The sequence below is a fragment of the Aromatoleum buckelii genome, from assembly GCF_012910785.2.
Lineage (GTDB): Bacteria > Pseudomonadota > Gammaproteobacteria > Burkholderiales > Rhodocyclaceae > Aromatoleum > Aromatoleum buckelii.
Genome location: NZ_WTVH02000010.1, coordinates 41,538 through 58,074, shown reverse-complemented (window position 1 = coordinate 58,074; position 16,537 = coordinate 41,538). Strand labels below are relative to the sequence as shown.

16 protein-coding genes are annotated in these 16,537 nt (G+C 65.9%); 8 read left to right on the top strand and 8 right to left on the bottom strand.

The window, feature by feature from the left end; translation table 11 throughout:
- Window positions 1–26: 26 nt before the first annotated feature.
- Entirely contained in the window at window positions 27–806 is a 780-nt protein-coding gene (locus tag GO608_RS11005) for an HD-GYP domain-containing protein (protein ID WP_169199619.1), read from the top strand.
- A gap of 38 nt (window positions 807–844) precedes the next feature.
- On the opposite strand, the gene copK is transcribed toward GO608_RS11005, so the two are convergent.
- Window positions 845–1,126, bottom strand: coding sequence for a periplasmic Cu(I)/Cu(II)-binding protein CopK (gene copK, locus GO608_RS11000; protein ID WP_169199618.1), 282 nt, complete (start codon window positions 1,124–1,126; stop codon window positions 845–847).
- A gap of 384 nt (window positions 1,127–1,510) precedes the next feature.
- Here copK and pdhA point away from each other — a divergent pair, with 384 nt between their 5' ends.
- From pdhA to GO608_RS10970, 6 genes are all read left to right on the top strand, one after another.
- Window positions 1,511–2,599, top strand: a complete 1,089-nt coding sequence (gene pdhA, locus GO608_RS10995; protein WP_169199617.1) for a pyruvate dehydrogenase (acetyl-transferring) E1 component subunit alpha — start codon at window positions 1,511–1,513, stop codon at window positions 2,597–2,599.
- Window positions 2,592–3,572, top strand: a complete 981-nt coding sequence (locus tag GO608_RS10990; protein ID WP_169199616.1) for an alpha-ketoacid dehydrogenase subunit beta — start codon at window positions 2,592–2,594, stop codon at window positions 3,570–3,572. The genes pdhA and GO608_RS10990 overlap by 8 nt, the downstream gene beginning before the upstream one ends.
- The gene (locus tag GO608_RS10985; protein ID WP_169199615.1) at window positions 3,569–4,672 is read left to right on the top strand and encodes a dihydrolipoamide acetyltransferase family protein; all 1,104 of its coding nucleotides are present in this window, start codon (window positions 3,569–3,571) and stop codon (window positions 4,670–4,672) included. The genes GO608_RS10990 and GO608_RS10985 overlap by 4 nt, the downstream gene beginning before the upstream one ends.
- Window positions 4,673–4,925: 253 nt before the next feature.
- Window positions 4,926–5,708, top strand: a complete 783-nt coding sequence (locus tag GO608_RS10980; protein WP_169199614.1) for an enoyl-CoA hydratase/isomerase family protein — start codon at window positions 4,926–4,928, stop codon at window positions 5,706–5,708.
- Between the two features lies 1 nt (window position 5,709).
- Window positions 5,710–7,893: an acetate--CoA ligase family protein gene (locus tag GO608_RS10975; RefSeq protein ID WP_169199613.1), complete on the top strand. Its 2,184-nt coding sequence runs from the start codon at window positions 5,710–5,712 to the stop codon at window positions 7,891–7,893.
- Between the two features lie 138 nt (window positions 7,894–8,031).
- A complete protein-coding gene (locus GO608_RS10970; protein WP_247003053.1) occupies window positions 8,032–8,619 on the top strand; it encodes a hypothetical protein in 588 nt (195 codons plus the stop codon).
- 52 nt (window positions 8,620–8,671) lie between these two features.
- Here GO608_RS10970 and GO608_RS10965 read toward each other — a convergent pair whose 3' ends face one another.
- Window positions 8,672–9,526: a Tim44 domain-containing protein gene (locus GO608_RS10965; protein WP_169199612.1), complete on the bottom strand. Its 855-nt coding sequence runs from the start codon at window positions 9,524–9,526 to the stop codon at window positions 8,672–8,674.
- A gap of 76 nt (window positions 9,527–9,602) precedes the next feature.
- Entirely contained in the window at window positions 9,603–9,908 is a 306-nt protein-coding gene (locus tag GO608_RS10960; protein ID WP_169199611.1) for an HPF/RaiA family ribosome-associated protein, read from the bottom strand.
- A 104-nt stretch (window positions 9,909–10,012) separates the two neighbouring features.
- On the opposite strand from GO608_RS10960, the gene GO608_RS10955 reads away from it, so the two are divergent.
- Window positions 10,013–10,900: a LysR family transcriptional regulator gene (locus GO608_RS10955; RefSeq protein ID WP_169199610.1), complete on the top strand. Its 888-nt coding sequence runs from the start codon at window positions 10,013–10,015 to the stop codon at window positions 10,898–10,900.
- Between the two features lie 513 nt (window positions 10,901–11,413).
- Here the strand turns inward: GO608_RS10955 and GO608_RS10950 are convergent.
- The 5 genes from GO608_RS10950 to glmS all read right to left on the bottom strand — a co-directional run bounded on the left by GO608_RS10950 (window position 11,414) and on the right by glmS (window position 16,536).
- Window positions 11,414–11,794 carry a hypothetical protein gene (locus GO608_RS10950; RefSeq protein WP_169199609.1) on the bottom strand — a complete coding sequence of 127 codons (381 nt, stop codon included), beginning with the start codon at window positions 11,792–11,794 and terminating at the stop codon, window positions 11,414–11,416.
- A gap of 132 nt (window positions 11,795–11,926) precedes the next feature.
- Window positions 11,927–12,553: an MlaC/ttg2D family ABC transporter substrate-binding protein gene (locus GO608_RS10945; RefSeq protein WP_169199608.1), complete on the bottom strand. Its 627-nt coding sequence runs from the start codon at window positions 12,551–12,553 to the stop codon at window positions 11,927–11,929.
- A gap of 54 nt (window positions 12,554–12,607) precedes the next feature.
- Window positions 12,608–13,408 carry an MlaA family lipoprotein gene (locus GO608_RS10940; RefSeq protein WP_169199607.1) on the bottom strand — a complete coding sequence of 267 codons (801 nt, stop codon included), beginning with the start codon at window positions 13,406–13,408 and terminating at the stop codon, window positions 12,608–12,610.
- Between the two features lie 470 nt (window positions 13,409–13,878).
- The gene (locus GO608_RS10935) at window positions 13,879–14,526 is read right to left on the bottom strand and encodes a PRC-barrel domain-containing protein (protein ID WP_169199606.1); all 648 of its coding nucleotides are present in this window, start codon (window positions 14,524–14,526) and stop codon (window positions 13,879–13,881) included.
- Window positions 14,527–14,709: 183 nt separating this feature from the next.
- On the bottom strand, window positions 14,710–16,536 hold the full coding sequence (gene glmS, locus GO608_RS10930) for a glutamine--fructose-6-phosphate transaminase (isomerizing) (protein ID WP_169199605.1): 1,827 nt from the start codon (window positions 16,534–16,536) through the stop codon (window positions 14,710–14,712).
- Window position 16,537: the final 1 nt, after the last annotated feature.

Sequence of the window (16,537 nt, the reverse complement as noted above, 5' to 3'; positions counted from 1 at the left end):
CACGGCCATCAAGGGAGATTGCGGCCTTGAACGATTCACCCACTTCGACCACTTCAGCGGCAACCTGCAGTTGCTGTGGCGCGTTCATTGCGTCGCAGCCGCCGGAAACCGGCGATCCGCTCTGTGAGCGCTGTTTTCTCGAACCGCTCGCGGCGCAGTGTTCGAGTTGCGGCGACCTGAACGCCGGCTTCGCCGAGGCGCTCGCCGAGGCGCTCGATCTGCGCGAACATGAAACCGGTCTCCACTCACGGCGCGTCGCCTGCCACACCGTCGTCCTGGCGAAACACTCCTTTCCGCACGACGAGCGGCGCCTCGCCCAGATCTACTGGGGCGCGCTGCTCCACGATATCGGGAAGATCGGCGTCCCGGACCGTATCTTGTTGAAGAACGGACCGCTCGACGACGACGAATGGGCGGTGATGCGCCGCCATCCCGACGACGGCCATCACCTCCTCAGTCACCTCGCAGGCGTGGAGGACGCTGCAGAAATCGTGCGCTGCCACGAGGAACACTTCGACGGCACAGGGTATCCGCGTGGCCTGCGTGGCGAGGCCATCCCGCTGGGAGCGCGGCTGTTTGCGGTGATCGACGCGCTCGACGCGATGACCTCGGATCGCCCCTATCGGAAGGGACTGTCGTTCGATGTCGCAAAGGCCGAGATCGTGCGCCTGCGCGGCAGCCAGTTCGACCCCGTGGCCGTCCGTCTCTTCCTCGACGAAGAGCCGGCATTGCGGCGCATGGTCGAGTTGAAGTGCAGCGAAGCGGATTTCGGCCGAGCCGACCGGCCCTCCCCGGGGCGAGCATAGCAGCGAGCACGACACGTGTCGCGAGCGCTGCGTCCCCTTCAGTTGCCGCGACGATCGTGATGCAGCGCATCGTCGAGACGCCAGACCTCGTTGCCCTTCATCATGATTTTCTGGCCATCCTTCGTCTCCATCGCATGGCCCTCCTTCATCGAGACAACCTCGCCGGCCTTGTTTTCCATGGCCATCTTGCCGTCCTTGAACACATACACCGTGGAACCGTCCTTCAGTTCGTAGGACTTGGCGACATTGACCTTGTCGGCGGCGAAAGCCGAAGTGGCGATCAGCACGGACGCGGCGGCAGCGGCGATTTTCATCAGCATGATTTACTCCTTGTGAATTGCGTTATTTCGGCTCGAACCGGACGGGTAACGCCCTGTTCGAATCAGGCACTCGCGTTCGAGCAACCCTGGACACATGCTAGGCGGACGCCACTGACCGCACGATGACTGCAGCATTACTTTTGGTTCACCTTCCGGTTATCTCCCGGACAGGCGGGCCGTGAACCCGCACGCATTCGGGAACGGCGGGACGGACCGCGGTGTCCATAAAGCGAATGCCGCAACGAGGTGTCATTGCCGCTTCTGCCGCTCGAGCAAAGACACCGATCCGCAACGACAATCCGAATATCCCGATGCAGTTGGAGTGTCAGTCAGTCTGCATCCCGCGTGCGGTGGTCTAGACTGACAGGAAACAAGGAGCTTGCGATGACCATCATCGGTCGGTTCCAGATCGACTACACACGCTTCCTCGATCCGCGGGGCGAAGCGACCCAGCCCTTGCCGGATTTCGCGCTCGATCCGGAAAAACTGATTCCCCTGTACCGCGCGATGGTCCTGACGCGCACTTTCGACACCAAGGCGATCGCGCTGCAGCGCACCGGCAAGCTCGGCACGTTCGCGTCGGCGCTCGGGCAGGAGGCGATCGGCGTCGGCGTCGCAGCGGCGATGGGCGCCGAGGACGTGCTCGTGCCCTCGTACCGCGACCACGCGGCGCAGTTGATGCGTGGCGTCACGATGGCCGAAAGCCTGCTCTACTGGGGCGGGGACGAGCGCGGCAGCGATTTCGCCGGGCCGCGCGACGATTTCCCGATCTGCGTGCCGATCGCGACGCAAGTCTGTCACGCAGCTGGCGCCGCATATGCATTCCAGTTGCGCCAGGAAGCGCGCGTCGCGGTGTGCTTTCTCGGCGACGGCGGCACGTCGAAAGGCGACTTCTACGAAGCGCTGAACTTCGGCGCGGTATGGAAAGCGCCGCTGGTCGTGGTCGTCAACAACAACCAGTGGGCGATCTCGGTTCCGCGCAGCATGCAGAGCGCCGCGCAGACGCTGGCGCAAAAGGCGATCGCGGCCGGGATCGAAGGCTGCCAAGTCGACGGCAACGACATCGTCGCCGTCCACCACGCGGCGCGGCAGGCGATCGAGAAAGCGCGCAGCGGCGGCGGCCCGAGCCTCATCGAGGCGCTCAGCTACCGCCTCGGCGACCACACCACTGCCGACGACGCGAGCCGTTACCGCGATCCGGAAGTCGTGCAGGAGCACTGGACGTTCGAACCGGTCGTGCGCCTGCGCAATTACCTCGTGCAGCTGAACGCGTGGGATCCGCAGCGGGAAGAACAACTCGTCAGGGAATGCAACGAGGCGGTCAATGCGGCGGTCGAGACTTATCTCGCGACGCCGCCACCGACGCCCGGAGCGATGTTCGATCACCTGTACCGCACGCTGCCCGCGGCGCTGCACGAACAGCGCGACATGGCGCTGCGGTTGGCACCGCAGCAGGGAGGCGGCCATGGCTGAGCTCAATCTGATCGAAGCGATCAACCATGCGCTGGCGCACGAACTGGCCCGGGACCCGGCAGTCGTGCTGCTCGGGGAAGACATCGGCATCAATGGCGGCGTCTTCCGCGCCACTGCGGGCCTGCAGCAGCGCTTCGGCGCGGCGCGCATCGTCGATACGCCGCTGGCGGAAACCGCGATCGCCGGCACTGCGATCGGCATGGCAGCGATGGGGCTGAAACCGGTCGCGGAGATCCAGTTCTCGGGCTTCATCTACCCGACGTTCGATCACGTCATCAACCACGCATCGCGCCTGCGCCACCGCACGCGCGGCAGGCTGTCGTGCCCGCTGGTGCTGCGCTCGCCGTGCGGCGCCGGCATCCACGCGCCGGAGCACCACTCGGAAAGCCCGGAAGCGCTGTTCGCGCACGTGCCCGGATTGCGCGTCGTGATCCCGTCGTCGCCGTCGCGGGCCTACGGCCTGCTGCTGGCGGCGATACGCGACCCCGATCCAGTGATTTTTCTCGAACCGACGCGGCTGTATCGCCTGTTCAAACAGGAAGTCGCCGACGACGGCGAGGCGCTGCCGCTCGACGTGTGCTTCACGCTGCGCTCGGGCAGCGACGTGACGCTGGTCAGCTGGGGCGCGATGGTGCACGAAACGCAGACCGCGGCCGACACGCTGGCGCAGCAGGGAATCATGGCCGAAGTCATCGACGTGGCGACGCTCAAGCCGCTCGACATGGGAACGATACTCGAATCGGTCGGCCGCACCGGGCGCTGCGTGATTGTCCACGAAGCTGCGCGTACGGGCGGTTTTGGCGCCGAAATCGCCGCCAATCTCGCCGAAGAGGGCCTCTACACGCTGCTCGCGCCGGTGCAGCGCGTCACCGGATACGACACGGTGGTGCCGCTGGCACGCCTCGAATACCAGTACCTGCCGAGCGTCGAACGCATCGTCGCGGCAGTCCACAAGACGCTGGAGGGCGCATGAAGATCTTCAAACTGCCCGACCTGGGCGAAGGCCTGCAGGAAGCGGAGATCGTCGAATGGCACGTCGCGGCCGGCGACGAGATCGAGGCGGACCGGCCGCTGCTGTCGGTGGAGACGGCCAAGGCGATCGTCGAGATCCCTTCGCCGCATTCGGGCCGCATCGAGAAGCTGTTCGGCCAGCCGGGACAGATCGTGCATGTCGGCGCGCCGCTGGTCGGTTTTGCCGGCACCGCCGAAGACAGCGACGCCGGCACCGTGGTCGGTGAAGTGCAGGTCGGCCACCAGCTCGCGCAGGAAGCTCCGGCACCTGTCGGCGGCGGCACGGCGGCGATCAAGGCGACGCCTGCAGTGCGCGCGCTCGCGCGCCAGCTCAACGTCGAACTCGAGATGGTCACACCGTCGGGGCCTGACGGCCTGATCACGACGGCGGACGTGCAGCGGGTCGCGAAGATCCTCGCCGACGTCGGGCCGCCGGAGATTCTGCGCGGCGTGCGGCGGGCGATGGCGCGCAACATGGCGCTCGCGCAAAGCGAAGTGGCGGGCGCGACGGTCGTCGACGACGCCGACATCGACGCGTGGCTGCCGGACAGCGACGTCACGATCCGCCTCGTGCGCGCGCTGGTCGCAGGCTGCCGGGCCGAGCCGGCGCTCAACGCGTGGTACGAGAGCCACACGATGGGGCGCCGCTTGCTCGAGAAGATCGACGTCGGCATCGCGATCGACCTCGCCGAAGGACTGTTCGTGCCGGTGTTGCGCGACGTCGCGAACCGCGACGCGAACGACCTGCGCCGCGGCCTGGACCGGATGCGCGCCGACGTCATCGCACGCAAAATCCCGGCCGACGAACTGCGCGGCAACACGATCACCCTGTCGAACTTCGGCATGATCGCCGGCAAGTACGCGGCGCCGATCGTCATGCCGCCGACCGTCGCGATTCTCGGCGCCGGCCGCGTGCACCAGCAGGTGCTCGCGATCGACGGCACCCCGGCCGTGCGCCGCGTGCTGCCGCTGAGTCTCACGTTCGACCACCGCGCCGTGACCGGCGGCGAAGCGGCGCGGTTCCTCGCCGCGGTGATCGCGGACCTCGCACTGCCGGAGTGAATCAGGACGCCGGCGCGTTGAAGGGCAGCTGGCCGCAGGCGCTGATCAGGCGGCGGGGCGTGTCCCGCACTGTCGCGCAGGTCGCTGCCCGCGACGTTCGACCCGCGCGCGGACTGACCGAAAAAGCGCAGGTCGCTGTCGAGTTCCGTTTTGGCGCATGTCGGCAACGGCCGATAATGGTCGTAGCGCCCGGCTGGCGCCGCACCCGCGCTCCATCCCCCGTTCGAGCCCCCAACCTGCCCCAGGGACAAGCATGAATTACGAGACGATCCTGTACGACATGACGGACGGCATTGCCGAGATCCGGCTGAACCGCCCGCACCGGCTCAACGCGGTGACCGCGCAGCTATATGACGAACTCAACGCGGCACTGAGCCGCGCCGAAGCCGACCCCGATGCGCGCGTCGTGCTGCTCACCGGCGAAGGCCGCGCGTTCTGCGTCGGCGCCGACCTCAAGGAACACAAGGCGGGCCGCACGCCGTTCGAGCGCCGCCAGTACCTGCAGGGCGAGCAGAAAGTGTGCAAGCGGCTGTTGCAGCTCGGCAAGCCGGTGATCGCCGCGGTCAACGGCTTCGCGCTCGGCGCCGGAGCCGAAATGGCGATCGCTTCTGACTTCGTGCTGATGGCCGAAAGCGCACAGATCGGCTTGCCGGAAATCTCGATCGGCAACTTCCTCGGCGGCGGCGTCACCTACCTGCTGCCACGCCTCGTCGGGCTGGCGAAAGCGCGCGAGCTGGTATTCCTCGGCGAGCGCATCGGCGGCGCCGAAGCGGTGCGCATCGGACTCGCGAACCGCGCCCTGCCCGACGAAGGCTTCCTCGACTCCGCGCGCGACTTCGCGCGCCGGATCGCGGGCAAGGCGCCGTTTTCGATGCAGCTCGCGAAGGAGCAACTGAACATGGCGGCCGAGCGCACGCTCGATGCCGCGCTGACTGCCGAGCTCGAAGGCATGATGTTCGTCGGCACGACGCGCGACTGGCAGGAGGGCGTGGACGCCTTCGCCGAAAAGCGCGCGCCGGTTTTCCGGGGAGAATGACATGGACCTCGCCCCGCCGTTGCCCAGAACCAGCCCCCTGCACGATTTCCTCGCCCCCGGCTCGATCGCGATCATCGGCGCTTCGACCGATCCCACCAAGCGCGGCTACAAGGCGATGGTCGGGTTGATCAAGGATGGCTACCCGGGCGCGATCTACCCGATCAACCCGAAAGTGGACAATTTGCTCGGCGTCAGGACCTATGCGACGCTCGACGACATTCCCGGCCCGGTCGACCTCGCGCTGATCTGCACGCCGGCCGCGACGGTGCCGGGCCTCGTCGCCGATTGCGGCCGCAAAGGCGTCAAGGGCGCGGCCATCCTCGCGAGCGGTTTCCGCGAGACCGGCCCGGCCGGCGCGCGGCTCGAACAGCAGGTGCTGGCCGCGGCGCGCGAAGGCGGCGTGCGCCTCATCGGGCCCAACACTTCGGGCATGTTCAACCTGCACAAGAAGGTCAATCTGCTCGCGCTGGCGAACGTCAAGCCGGGCAACATCGGCTTCATCTCGCAGTCCGGCAACATGCTGCTGTCGCTGGTGCTCGAAGCCGAGCACAACGGCCATGTCGGCTTCAGCACCTATGTCGGCCCGGGCAACCAGACCGATATCGGCTTCAACGACTATCTGCGCTACCTCGGTGAGGATCCCGACACCCGGGTCGCGACGTTCTACGTCGAAGGCTTCCGCGACGGCCAACGCTTCCTGCATAACGCGCGCGAAATCACCGCCGTCAAGCCGGTCGTCGTGTACAAATCCGGCGCGACCGAGCAGGGCAAGAAGGCGGCGAGCTCCCATACCGGCGCGCTCGCCGGCAGCTACGCGATGACGGTCGACCTGCTGCGGCAGGTCGGCGTCAGCGTCGTGCAGCATTCGAACGAGATCCTGCCGGTCGCCGAAGGGCTGGGCCTGTTGCAGCAGGCGCCGGGCAAGCGCGTGGCGGTGGTTTCGGATGGCGGTGGCCAGGCGACGATCGCCTCCGACCGCATTATCGAAGCCGGGCTGGAGCTCGCAGAACTGGGCGAGGCGACGAAAAAGCGCCTCGGCGCGATCCTGCTGCCGCAGGCTTCGCCGGTGAACCCGGTGGATGTGGCCGGCAGCAGCGACGCCAACCCTGCGCTGCTTGCCGACTGCCTGGCGATCGTCGCCGACGACGACAACGTCGACGCGGTGTTCCTCGTCGGCATGTTCGGCGGCTACCACATCCGTTTTGCCGAGGACCTGCTCGGCGGCGAAATGCGCGGCGCCGAGTCGATGATCGAGCTCGCGCGCCGGATCGACAAGCCGGTCGTCGTGTATAGCCTCTACGCGCCGGTCAAACCGCCAGCGCTGCGCCGCCTGCACGAAGCCGGCCTACCGGTGTACACGTCGATCGAATACGCGGTGCGCGTCCTCGCGGCGCTCGGCGAACGCGGCGTGTATCTCCGGGATGCCGCGAACGAGGCGCCGCTGCCGGCAATGATGCCGAACGATGCGACGCTGGGGATTTTCGCCGCCGCCCAGGCGGAGGCCCGCGACCTGTTCGAGTTCGAAGCCAAGACGCTGTTGCGGGCGCACGGCGTCGACGTGCCCGCCGAAGCGCTGGTGCGCGATCTCGACGAACTCGACGAAGTCGCCGGCCGCTTCGGCGACCGGCCGCTCGTGATGAAAGTCGTGTCGAAGGACATCCTGCACAAGTCCGACGCCGGCGGCGTCAAGCTGAATCTGCACGGCAGGGCGGCCTTGCGCGAAGCCTTCGACCAGATCATCGGCTCCTGCCATGCGTACAAACCCTCTGCCGACATCAAGGGCGTGCTGGTCACGCCGATGGCACGCAAGGGTATCGAAGTCATCATCGGCGTCAGCCGCGACCCGATCTTCGGCCCGGTGCTGATGTTCGGCCTCGGCGGCATATTCGTCGAGATCCTAGAAGACGTCGCCTTCCGCGCGATTCCACTGTCGCGTTATGCCGCGCGGTCGATGGTCGATCAGATCAGGTCGCGCCGGATCCTCGAGGGCGCGCGCGGCGACGCGCCCATCGACAAGGAAGCGCTCGTCGACCTGCTGCTGAAAGTGTCTAGCATCGTCGCCGCGTATCCGCAGCTCGCCGAGCTCGATCTCAACCCGGTGATCCTCTACGAGGACGGGTATGCGATCGTCGACGCGCGCGTGATCGTCAACCAAGCGGTGCTGAACCCGAAGGACGAGGCCTGAAGACGCTGACAATTTTCATCGAGGTGCGCCGCTGCCTCGAAACCCCGGTGCGGACGACGCTCGACGTCGAATCGCGAATCGGGCTCGGCATTGGCGCGCCAGCCCTTACACTCCCACCCTCCGGAAGGCCCCGTCACGTTGCCGGCCTGTTTGCTCCTCCGTACCGTCACGTTCGGCGCGCTGCGCCGGACAGTTTTTCTTCCGCAGGTTTTCAAAGGTTTTTCGATGCACCCCGTCCACGATGTTGATGCGCTCCTCCTGCTCGCCCTGGCCCTGTCTTCGAAACGACGGCCGGCCGAACTCGCCGAAATCATGGCCGCGGCCGATCTGATCCAAGGCTCCATCCCTTCCGAAACGAAACTGGGCGACGCCTTTCACCGCCTCTCGACACACGGCCTGATCGATGAGGTGGACGGCCGCTTCACGCTGACGCCGGACGCGCAGAAGATCATGGCCGGCCAACCGAGGAAAGCCGAAACCGCAGAACGCATCTTCAGCGTGCGGGAAAAGCTCTCGGCGTACGAGCCTGCCGGGAAACACGCTCCGATCGTGCTCACCGAGGAGCAACTGGCGCAAGCGATCCTCACGCACCGCAGCGCGGGACAAGGCGCGGGCAAGAACATGCTGGTGCCGAAACCCAAGACCGCGGACGACGACACGCAACGCCCGGCCAAGCGCCCCGGCCAATGGCGCCGTCCTTTCGCGTCGCGCAAACGCAAGGCTTGAACAGTTTCGGCGGGCAGAACCTGCAGAGAGCGCTTTGCCCGCCCGAGTCGCGTCAATGCGACTGCTGAATCCCGGCGACGACCCAACCCCGGCTGCCGTCGAAAGCTTTCGCGAGATGCCACCGTTCGTCGAACTCGACCGGCGCCGCTCCCGCTTCTTCGCGGATCAGGCCGTGGAAACGCACGCTGACGAGGTGACGCTGCGCCTCCTCGGCGTAGCCGACGACCTCGGCATGCAAGTCGACGACTTCAGTGCGCTGAACGGCGTCGCCGCGCTCCTGGATCTGCATTTGCAGCTCCGCGAACATCTCCGGCGTGACGAACTCACGAAGGTCATCGAGGTTGCGCGCGTCGTTCGCCGCCTGCAAGCGCACGAAGTTGAGCTTCGCCTGGCGCACGAACGCCTCCGCGTCGAATCCTGCGGGAAGCATGCCGACGTCGGAACGCGCAGGCGCAGCCGCAGCCGGTGACGAAGCCGGCCCCGGCATCGAGACCGTGCCGCCGCCCGCCGCCGCTCCGGCATACTGCATCGCCGGCGCTGTCGAGCGTTTGCGCATCACGAGGCGGAAGACGGCGAACGCGGCCATCGCCAGCAGCGCGATCATCAGAATGTTCGCAAGTCCCTCGCCCATGCCCAGATGCGAAGCGAGCGCCGCGAGGCCGAGGCCTGCGGCGAGGCCGGCCAGCGGACCCATCCAGCTGCTCTTCTTTGCGGCCTGCCCCGCCGTCGCGGCCGCATTCGGGGTCGTGTCGGCGCCACGTGCCATCGGCGCCGTGGGAGCCTGCGTCGTCGCATCACGCTGAGTGCCGAAGGATTTTCCGCTGCCGAGACGTTTTGCCTCGGCGTCGGGCAACGCCAGGCCCATGCTCAGCACGAGGGCGAAAAAGGTGAGGAAAACGCGTTTCATGTAGCAGGAACTCCTGTCGATTGAATTCGGGAAAACTGTAGGGCGCCAACGGCCTTCGTGGCGCGTCGGTCGCGCGTCACGCGGCGTACGTGCGCCGGTATTGCCGCTCGAGCCGTCGCACCGCGCCTTTCAACGCGTCATCGATCGACTGCAACCAGTCGCGCGCGATCGCGCTGACCACGACATCCCGCGTGCCGACCACTTTCAGCCTGACCTCACAGCACTTGTCCGGGCTTCCGGCGTCCCGCTCCAGGTCGGACAGGCGCACGGTCGCATGGGGAACGAGCCATGACAGGCGGCGCAGCGCAAAACGCAGCCGGGCCTCGATCGCGTTCCTCAACCGCATGCCGGCAGCGCGGCCGGATTCGATTTGCACCTCCATCGTAATCCTCCTGGGGGGTAATGACCCGACGACAATAGTTCACATCCAACTTCCTTTGAAGCTTAATTTGGCGTAGCTTCACTTCGTAAAAAAGGAAGTCAACGATGTATCCCATCAATTTTCGACACCTCTACTATTTCTGGGTCGCCTCCAAGGAAGGCGGGATCGCGCGCGCTGCGGAGCGCCTCGACATGGCGATCCAGACCGTCAGCACGCAAGTGCGAGAGCTCGAGCATTCGCTTGGTCACACCCTTTTCCGCTCGGCGGGCCGCGGCATCGAGCTGACCGAAGCCGGCGCGACCGCCGTGCGCTACGCCGAGCAGATTTTCCAACTCGCCGAAGCGCTGCCGGCGGCGGTGCGGGAAGCGGCTGCGGAACCCGGCGTGCGGCTCAGCGTCGGCATTGCCGACAGCCTGCCGAAGCTCGCCGTGCGGCATCTGCTGCAGCCGGCGGTGCAGACTCCCGGCCTGCGGCTGCTGTGCCACGAAAGCAGCTTCGACGACCTGCTCGCCGACCTCGCGCGCCACCGGCTCGACGTCGTGCTCGCCGACCGCCCCGCGCCGACGAATCCGAACCTCAGGGTATTCAGCCATCGCCTCGGAAAAGCTTCGCTCGCATGGTATGCACCGGCGACGCTGCTCGACGGTCGCGAAGGTGACTTCCCGGCCTGTCTCGCGCATTTGCCACTGCTGCTGCCGACGACCCACTCTGCGGTCCGGGCGCGGCTCGACGACTGGCTCGCGCGCCACGCAATCCGCCCGAGAATCGTCGGGGAATTCGAGGACAGCGCGCTCCTCGCCACGTTCGGTGAAAGCGGGCTGGGCGCGTTCCCGGCACCCGAATGGTCGTTCGACGAACTGCCGCGGGCGCGCGGACTCACGCTGCTCGGGCGTTGCCCGGACGTCGTCGAACATTTCTATGCAATCCTCGCTCACCGCAAGGTCGAACATCCGGTGGTACGCAAACTGCTGCTTCCCGCCGAGCGGTCCTGACCTGCGCTCCTGAGACGTTCGCTTCCAATTCCGCTTTGATTCCCCGCTTTCGCTGTGCCAGATTGAACTTTCGCAGTTTCGCCTGCACCGGGGCGATATCACGACGCTCGCGGTCGAGGCGCTGCCGGCGAAGTGCTCGCTCGCGCTGATCGACGCCGACCTCACCGAACCGACGTACGTTGCCCTGAAGTTCCTGCGGCCACGCATGGCCACGGGCGGCGTGATTCTGATCGACGACTGCCCGCCCATATCGAGTTGGAAGGCGCGCGACGGATACATCCGGTTCTGCAACGAATAAGGGGTGGAGCAGAAATATCTTTAAGGAATGGGAATTGTCGCGGACTGAGAATCGGACAGGGATGAAGATCCATATCACCCCATCTGATGAAACACGAAGAAGGTCAGACTGCCACGGTTCGGGCACCACCGCGGCGATGCTGCTGCCGGACCGGCGAAACCGGTCCGGCGAACAGGCTGCAACAGCGGCGCTCGCCGCTACTGCCGCTTTCCCGTTCAGGTGTTGCCGCGGCTCGAACCGCCCTGTCCCTGACCAGGCTGCTTTTGGGTGCCCTGGCTTTGCTCTTCCTGCCGTTGACCACCCTGTCCGGCCTGTCCTTGGCCGGGTTGCCGCTGCGTGCCCATGCCCTGCTCGTGTTGCTGCTGCTGACCGCCCTGACCTTGGCCAGGCTGCTTCTGGGCGCCTTGGCTCTGTTCCTGCTGCTTTTGACCGCCTTGGCTGCCCTGACCTTGGCCGGGTTGCTTCTGGGTACCCTGGCTTTGCTCCTGCTGCCTTTGACCGCCCTGACCGCCTTGGCCCTGGCCGGGCTGCTGCTTCTGGATGTCCTGCTGTTGCTGCTCGCTCTGGTTCTGACCACGCTGGTTCTTCTGTTCCATGATTTTCTCCATGTACAGGGCGACGGGAGGTCGCCTGTCGAACTCGTAGCAATGCGCGGGCCTGGGGAAGCGAAGGTTTCCTCATTGCGCTGGCCCCTGGAACGTGTCGGCATCCCCGGACCTGACCTGCCGTCACGACTGCCCGGCGCGGGGCGCGAACTCCTGCCCCTTGGCCTCGAGCGAGCGGATCAGGCCGTCGATCCCGCCGAGGCGTATCTGCTGCGAGAACGTCCCGCGATAATTCGTCACGAGACTGACGCCGGTGACGACGATGTCGAAGATCTTCCATCCGTCGGCGCGCTGCTCGAGGACGTAGTCGACCGTCACCGGCTGTCCCCCCGGCTGACGGATTTCGGTCTGGACTTTGACGATCTTGTCCGACGGACTCATGCGCACCGGGCGAACCTCGACGGTCTGGTCGCGATACTGCGTCAGCGCATTCGAATAGGTCCGCACCAGCATGTTGTAGAACGCGTCCATCAGCCGCTTCTGCTGCTCGGGCGACGCGTCGCGCCAGTCGCGCCCTACTGCCAGCATCGTCATCCGCCGGAAGTTGAAATGCGGCAGCACCACGTGTTCGACGAGCCCTACGACCTCGGTCGTTTCGCCCGCGCGCAGTGACTCGTTGGTCTGGAGGATTTCCAGTACATCGCCGGAGAGCTTGTCGATCAATTGGTCGGGAGCCGGCCCGCCCGCCGAAACGCCGCTTGGCAGGAACGAGAGAACCGAGATGTACAGTGCAAAGAAAGCCGATTTCATGTTGATCACCTCATCGTGAGCAGGCCCGGGAGCAAATCGCTCGGGACATGCGGGTTAATCGGAGGGCTCGGCAACCGAGCGCTCGTCACTTGCGGATTGCGCCGCGGCAGGCACGGACGATGCCTCCTCGTCGCGCTCGAAGTCCTCGTATTCCAGCGGCGGCTTGCCGTCGTGCACCTTGGCGCGGCGCTGCTGCAGATGGAAATTGCGGGTAAAGGTGTATTTGTCCAGCGTGCCTTCGTCGAGCGTCTTCTCGAATCCGAGCAGGCGCGCGCGCTTGTCGGCAATGCGCAGCCCGACCAGCGAATTGCGCGTCGGGACGTGAGCGATCCGCCACACCGGGTCGGCTGCGCCGTCGAGCGGAAGCATCGCCGCGTCGCGCAACGTGCTCGGGCCGAAAAACGGCACGACGAAATACGGGCCCTCGCCCACTCCCCAAACGGCGAGCGTCTGGCCGAAATCCTCATCGTTCTTCTGCAACTCGAGCTCGGACGCGACGTCCAGCAGTCCGAAAATTCCGAACGTCGAGTTCACGAGGAAACGCGCCCAGTCGGACAAGCCGGCGCCGACCTTGCCCTGGAGAAGGTTGTTGAAGCCGATCCAGATATCGGCGAGATTGCCGAAGAAATTGCCGACGCCGGTCTGCACGGGGGTGGGTGCGAACGTGTCGTAGACGGTCGCAAGCGGCCGGGCCACGGCCTTGTCGATTCGCTCGTTGAAGCTGAACACCACCTGGTTGTAGCGCTCGAGCGGATCCTCCGGGTCGCGCGGCACGCTCGCACATCCACCTGCGACCAGAAGCGCACAGGCGATGAGCAGCGCAAATGCCCGGGACCGCGATTGGAATGCTCTCATGCTGATCTCTTGTTGTTCCGTTCGTCACTTGAAAGGCGAAGCTGCCGAGTTTCTTACAGCCAGATACATGCCAGAACGTACAAGCCGTTGATTAGCAATATATTGCTTGGAAAAACCAGGAAATGCACGATAGTGCACGGATGAGGCGAACGTTCAGTTCTGAACGTCGAGCGTTCAGTGATGAACGTTCAGTCCTGCCCGGCGGGAGTTCGCTGAGCTGAACGGGCGTGAGTCACTGCGGCGCTCGGAAGCCCCTCGCGACCACGCAACACTCCGGGAAAACGCACAATTGACGTGAAAAATCTGCTTTGTGGCTCTGCGTCCTTACTCGTCCACGGCAGCGGCTACGTAAAAACGGCGGCCGAGCTCCTGCCCGGCCGCCGTTCGCGAAAGTCGCGCCTCGGATTCAGGAGCAAGCGGGGCGTCGATCTGCACCGGCCTGCGGTGAACCCGGAGCGCGATGTCTCCGCTTAACGAGTCGTCGTCCCGCGATCGGTCGGAGAAGTGTCCTGTCCCCGCGTCGCGTCCGGAGTCGACGGGCTGCGCATGGTGTCTCCAGCGCCCGGCGTCGTGGTTGCCGGCGAGGACGGCGTCACGCTACGTGACTTCGACTCGTCCGTTTCGAACGCCGAAAACTCGCTGATCGGGCGGTCCGTCGGTTCGAGCTCGACATACTGCTCCGATTGGTACTCGGGCTTCGCCTTCAGCTCATCCTCGGTGGCGCTGATGTGCAGCTTGCCGTCCCGGTAGCTCAGTTGATCGAGCGGCACTGCGACTTCCTTGTCGCCCATCCCCATCACGCCACCGGCAGAAATCACTACCTGAATGTTCCGCTCGTCACGGCTGCGCACCACTTCCTTCACGGATCCAATGTCTTTGCCGGTCTGGCTGACGACTTCCTTGCCTTCGAGCTCGCGCGGCGTCATGTTCTGAAGCTGGGTGGCAGCGGCGGTGCTTCCGGTTCCGGCTGCCGCGCCGGTCGTGCCCGACTGGTTCATCTGCTGCGACGTGCCCGATTCGGAGGACTTGTAACTTTTATCCCCTTCCGCCCATACGGGCGACGCGACGAATACGGCAATCGCACTGGCTATCAGCGACTTGCGATAGATCGGGTTCATGGCACTCTCCTCTGTCAAGGTTCTTGATCCGACCGGTCCACCCTGCGCAGGTTACGAAGGGCTCGGAACCGGTCCGAGGTGAGCGTTGCAAAAACCGATCCCGCCTCCGCAATGCGAAGGGAGTTTTCGGCTTCGATGCCGGATTTTCGACTTTAACGGCCGGAACTGCACCCGACCCGAGCGTCACTCCACCGTCACCGACTTCGCCAGGTTTCTCGGTTTATCGACGTCCGTGCCTTTGACGAGCGCGGCGTGGTACGACAGCAGCTGCAGCGACACGACGTGCAGTACCGGCGACAGCATGCCGTAGTGCTCGGGCATCGGCAGGATATGCACGCCTTCGGATTCGGCGATCTCGCTGCCGGCGTCGGCGAAGACGTAGAGTTCGCCGCCGCGCGCGCGGACTTCCTGCAGGTTCGACTTGAGCTTTTCGAGCAGTTCGTCGGCGGGCGCGATCGCGATGACCGGCATGTCGCGGTCGACGAGCGCGAGCGGGCCGTGCTTGAGCTCGCCGGCAGCGTAGGCTTCGGCGTGGATGTACGAGATTTCCTTGAGCTTCAGCGCGCCTTCCATCGCGATCGGCCAGTGGCGGCCGCGGCCGAGGAACAGCGCGTGGTGCTTGGCGGCGAAGCGCTGCGCCCAGGCTTCGATCTGCGGCTCGAGTTCGAGCACTTTCTGCACGGCGACCGGCAGGTGGCGCAGCGCGACGAGGTAGCGCGCCTCCTCGGCTTCGGGCAGGCGGCCGGCGAGCTTCGCGAGCGCAAGCGTCAACAGCGCGAGCGCGGCGAGCTGCGTCGTGAACGCTTTCGTCGACGCGACGCCGATCTCGGGACCGGCGCGCGTGATGAAGCGCAAGCAGGCTTCGCGCACGATCGCCGACTCCGGCACGTTGCAGATCGCCAGCGTGCGCGTCATGCCGAGGCTCTGCGCGTGCTTCAGCGCGGCGAGCGTGTCGGCCGTCTCGCCGGACTGCGAGATCACGACGACGAGCGTGTCGGGATCGGGCACCGAATCGCGGTAGCGGTATTCGCTCGCGATCTCGACGGTGCACGGCACTTTCGCGACCGATTCCAGCCAGTAGCGCGCGACGAGGCCAGCGTGGTAGCTCGTGCCGCACGCGAGCACCAGCACGCGGCGCACGCCACCGAACACGTCCGCAGCCTGGCTGCCGAACAGCTGTGGGCTGATCGAGCCGCCACCGGCGATGAGCTCGAGCGTGCTCGCGAGCGCCTGCGGCTGCTCGAAGATTTCTTTCTGCATGTAGTGGCGGTACTGGCCGAGCTCGACCGCGTCGGCCGACAGGCTCGACACGTGCACATCGCGCTCGACCGGCGTACCGTCGGGCCGGACGATGCGATAGGTATCGACGCGCAGCTCGGCGAGGTCGCCGTCTTCGAGGTAAATCACGTTGCGCGTGACCTGCAGCAGTGCCGCAGTGTCGGACGCGGCATACATGCCGTCCTCGCCGACGCCCAGCAGCAGCGGCGAGCCGCGTCGCGCGACGATCACGCGCTCGGGCTCGGCTTCGGCGATCACGCCGATCGCGTAGGCACCGACGAGCTCGTTCGTCGCGAGCCGCACCGCTTCGAAAAGGTCCGCGCCCGATTCGAGCTTGGCGTGGACCAGATGGGCAATCGCCTCGGTGTCGGTCTCGGATTCGAAACGGTAGCCGCGCGCCTCGAGCGTTTCCTTGATCGCCTCGAAGTTCTCGATGATGCCGTTATGCACGACCGCGAGCCCGCCGGAGATGTGCGGATGCGCGTTGCGCTCCGACGGCACGCCGTGCGTCGCCCAGCGCGTGTGCGCGATGCCGAGCGTGGCCCGGAGTTCCTTTGATTCGGCGAGCGCCGCGAGCTCGGCGACGCGCCCGGTCGAGCGCAGCCGCTTCAATCCGCCGGCGAGCACCGCCAGCCCGGCCGAGTCGTAGCCGCGGTACTCGAGCTTGCGCAGGCCTTCGAGGAGGACCGGGACGACGTTGCCGGTCGCAATCGCAGTGACGATGCCGCACATG

What these genes read in the sequence shown, in the direction of transcription:
- copK (WP_169199618.1), bottom strand. Translation starts at nt 1,126, where the DNA reads ATGCTGATGAAAATCGCCGCTGCCGCCGCGTCCGTGCTGATCGCCACT.
- pdhA (WP_169199617.1), top strand. Translation starts at nt 1,511, where the DNA reads ATGACCATCATCGGTCGGTTCCAGATCGACTACACACGCTTCCTCGAT.
- GO608_RS10990 (WP_169199616.1), top strand. Translation starts at nt 2,592, where the DNA reads ATGGCTGAGCTCAATCTGATCGAAGCGATCAACCATGCGCTGGCGCAC.
- GO608_RS10985 (WP_169199615.1), top strand. Translation starts at nt 3,569, where the DNA reads ATGAAGATCTTCAAACTGCCCGACCTGGGCGAAGGCCTGCAGGAAGCG.
- GO608_RS10980 (WP_169199614.1), top strand. Translation starts at nt 4,926, where the DNA reads ATGAATTACGAGACGATCCTGTACGACATGACGGACGGCATTGCCGAG.
- GO608_RS10975 (WP_169199613.1), top strand. Translation starts at nt 5,710, where the DNA reads ATGGACCTCGCCCCGCCGTTGCCCAGAACCAGCCCCCTGCACGATTTC.
- GO608_RS10965 (WP_169199612.1), bottom strand. Translation starts at nt 9,526, where the DNA reads ATGAAACGCGTTTTCCTCACCTTTTTCGCCCTCGTGCTGAGCATGGGC.
- GO608_RS10960 (WP_169199611.1), bottom strand. Translation starts at nt 9,908, where the DNA reads ATGGAGGTGCAAATCGAATCCGGCCGCGCTGCCGGCATGCGGTTGAGG.
- GO608_RS10955 (WP_169199610.1), top strand. Translation starts at nt 10,013, where the DNA reads ATGTATCCCATCAATTTTCGACACCTCTACTATTTCTGGGTCGCCTCC.
- GO608_RS10950 (WP_169199609.1), bottom strand. Translation starts at nt 11,794, where the DNA reads ATGGAACAGAAGAACCAGCGTGGTCAGAACCAGAGCGAGCAGCAACAG.
- GO608_RS10945 (WP_169199608.1), bottom strand. Translation starts at nt 12,553, where the DNA reads ATGAAATCGGCTTTCTTTGCACTGTACATCTCGGTTCTCTCGTTCCTG.
- GO608_RS10940 (WP_169199607.1), bottom strand. Translation starts at nt 13,408, where the DNA reads ATGAGAGCATTCCAATCGCGGTCCCGGGCATTTGCGCTGCTCATCGCC.
- GO608_RS10935 (WP_169199606.1), bottom strand. Translation starts at nt 14,526, where the DNA reads ATGAACCCGATCTATCGCAAGTCGCTGATAGCCAGTGCGATTGCCGTA.
- glmS (WP_169199605.1), bottom strand. Translation starts at nt 16,536, where the DNA reads ATGTGCGGCATCGTCACTGCGATTGCGACCGGCAACGTCGTCCCGGTC.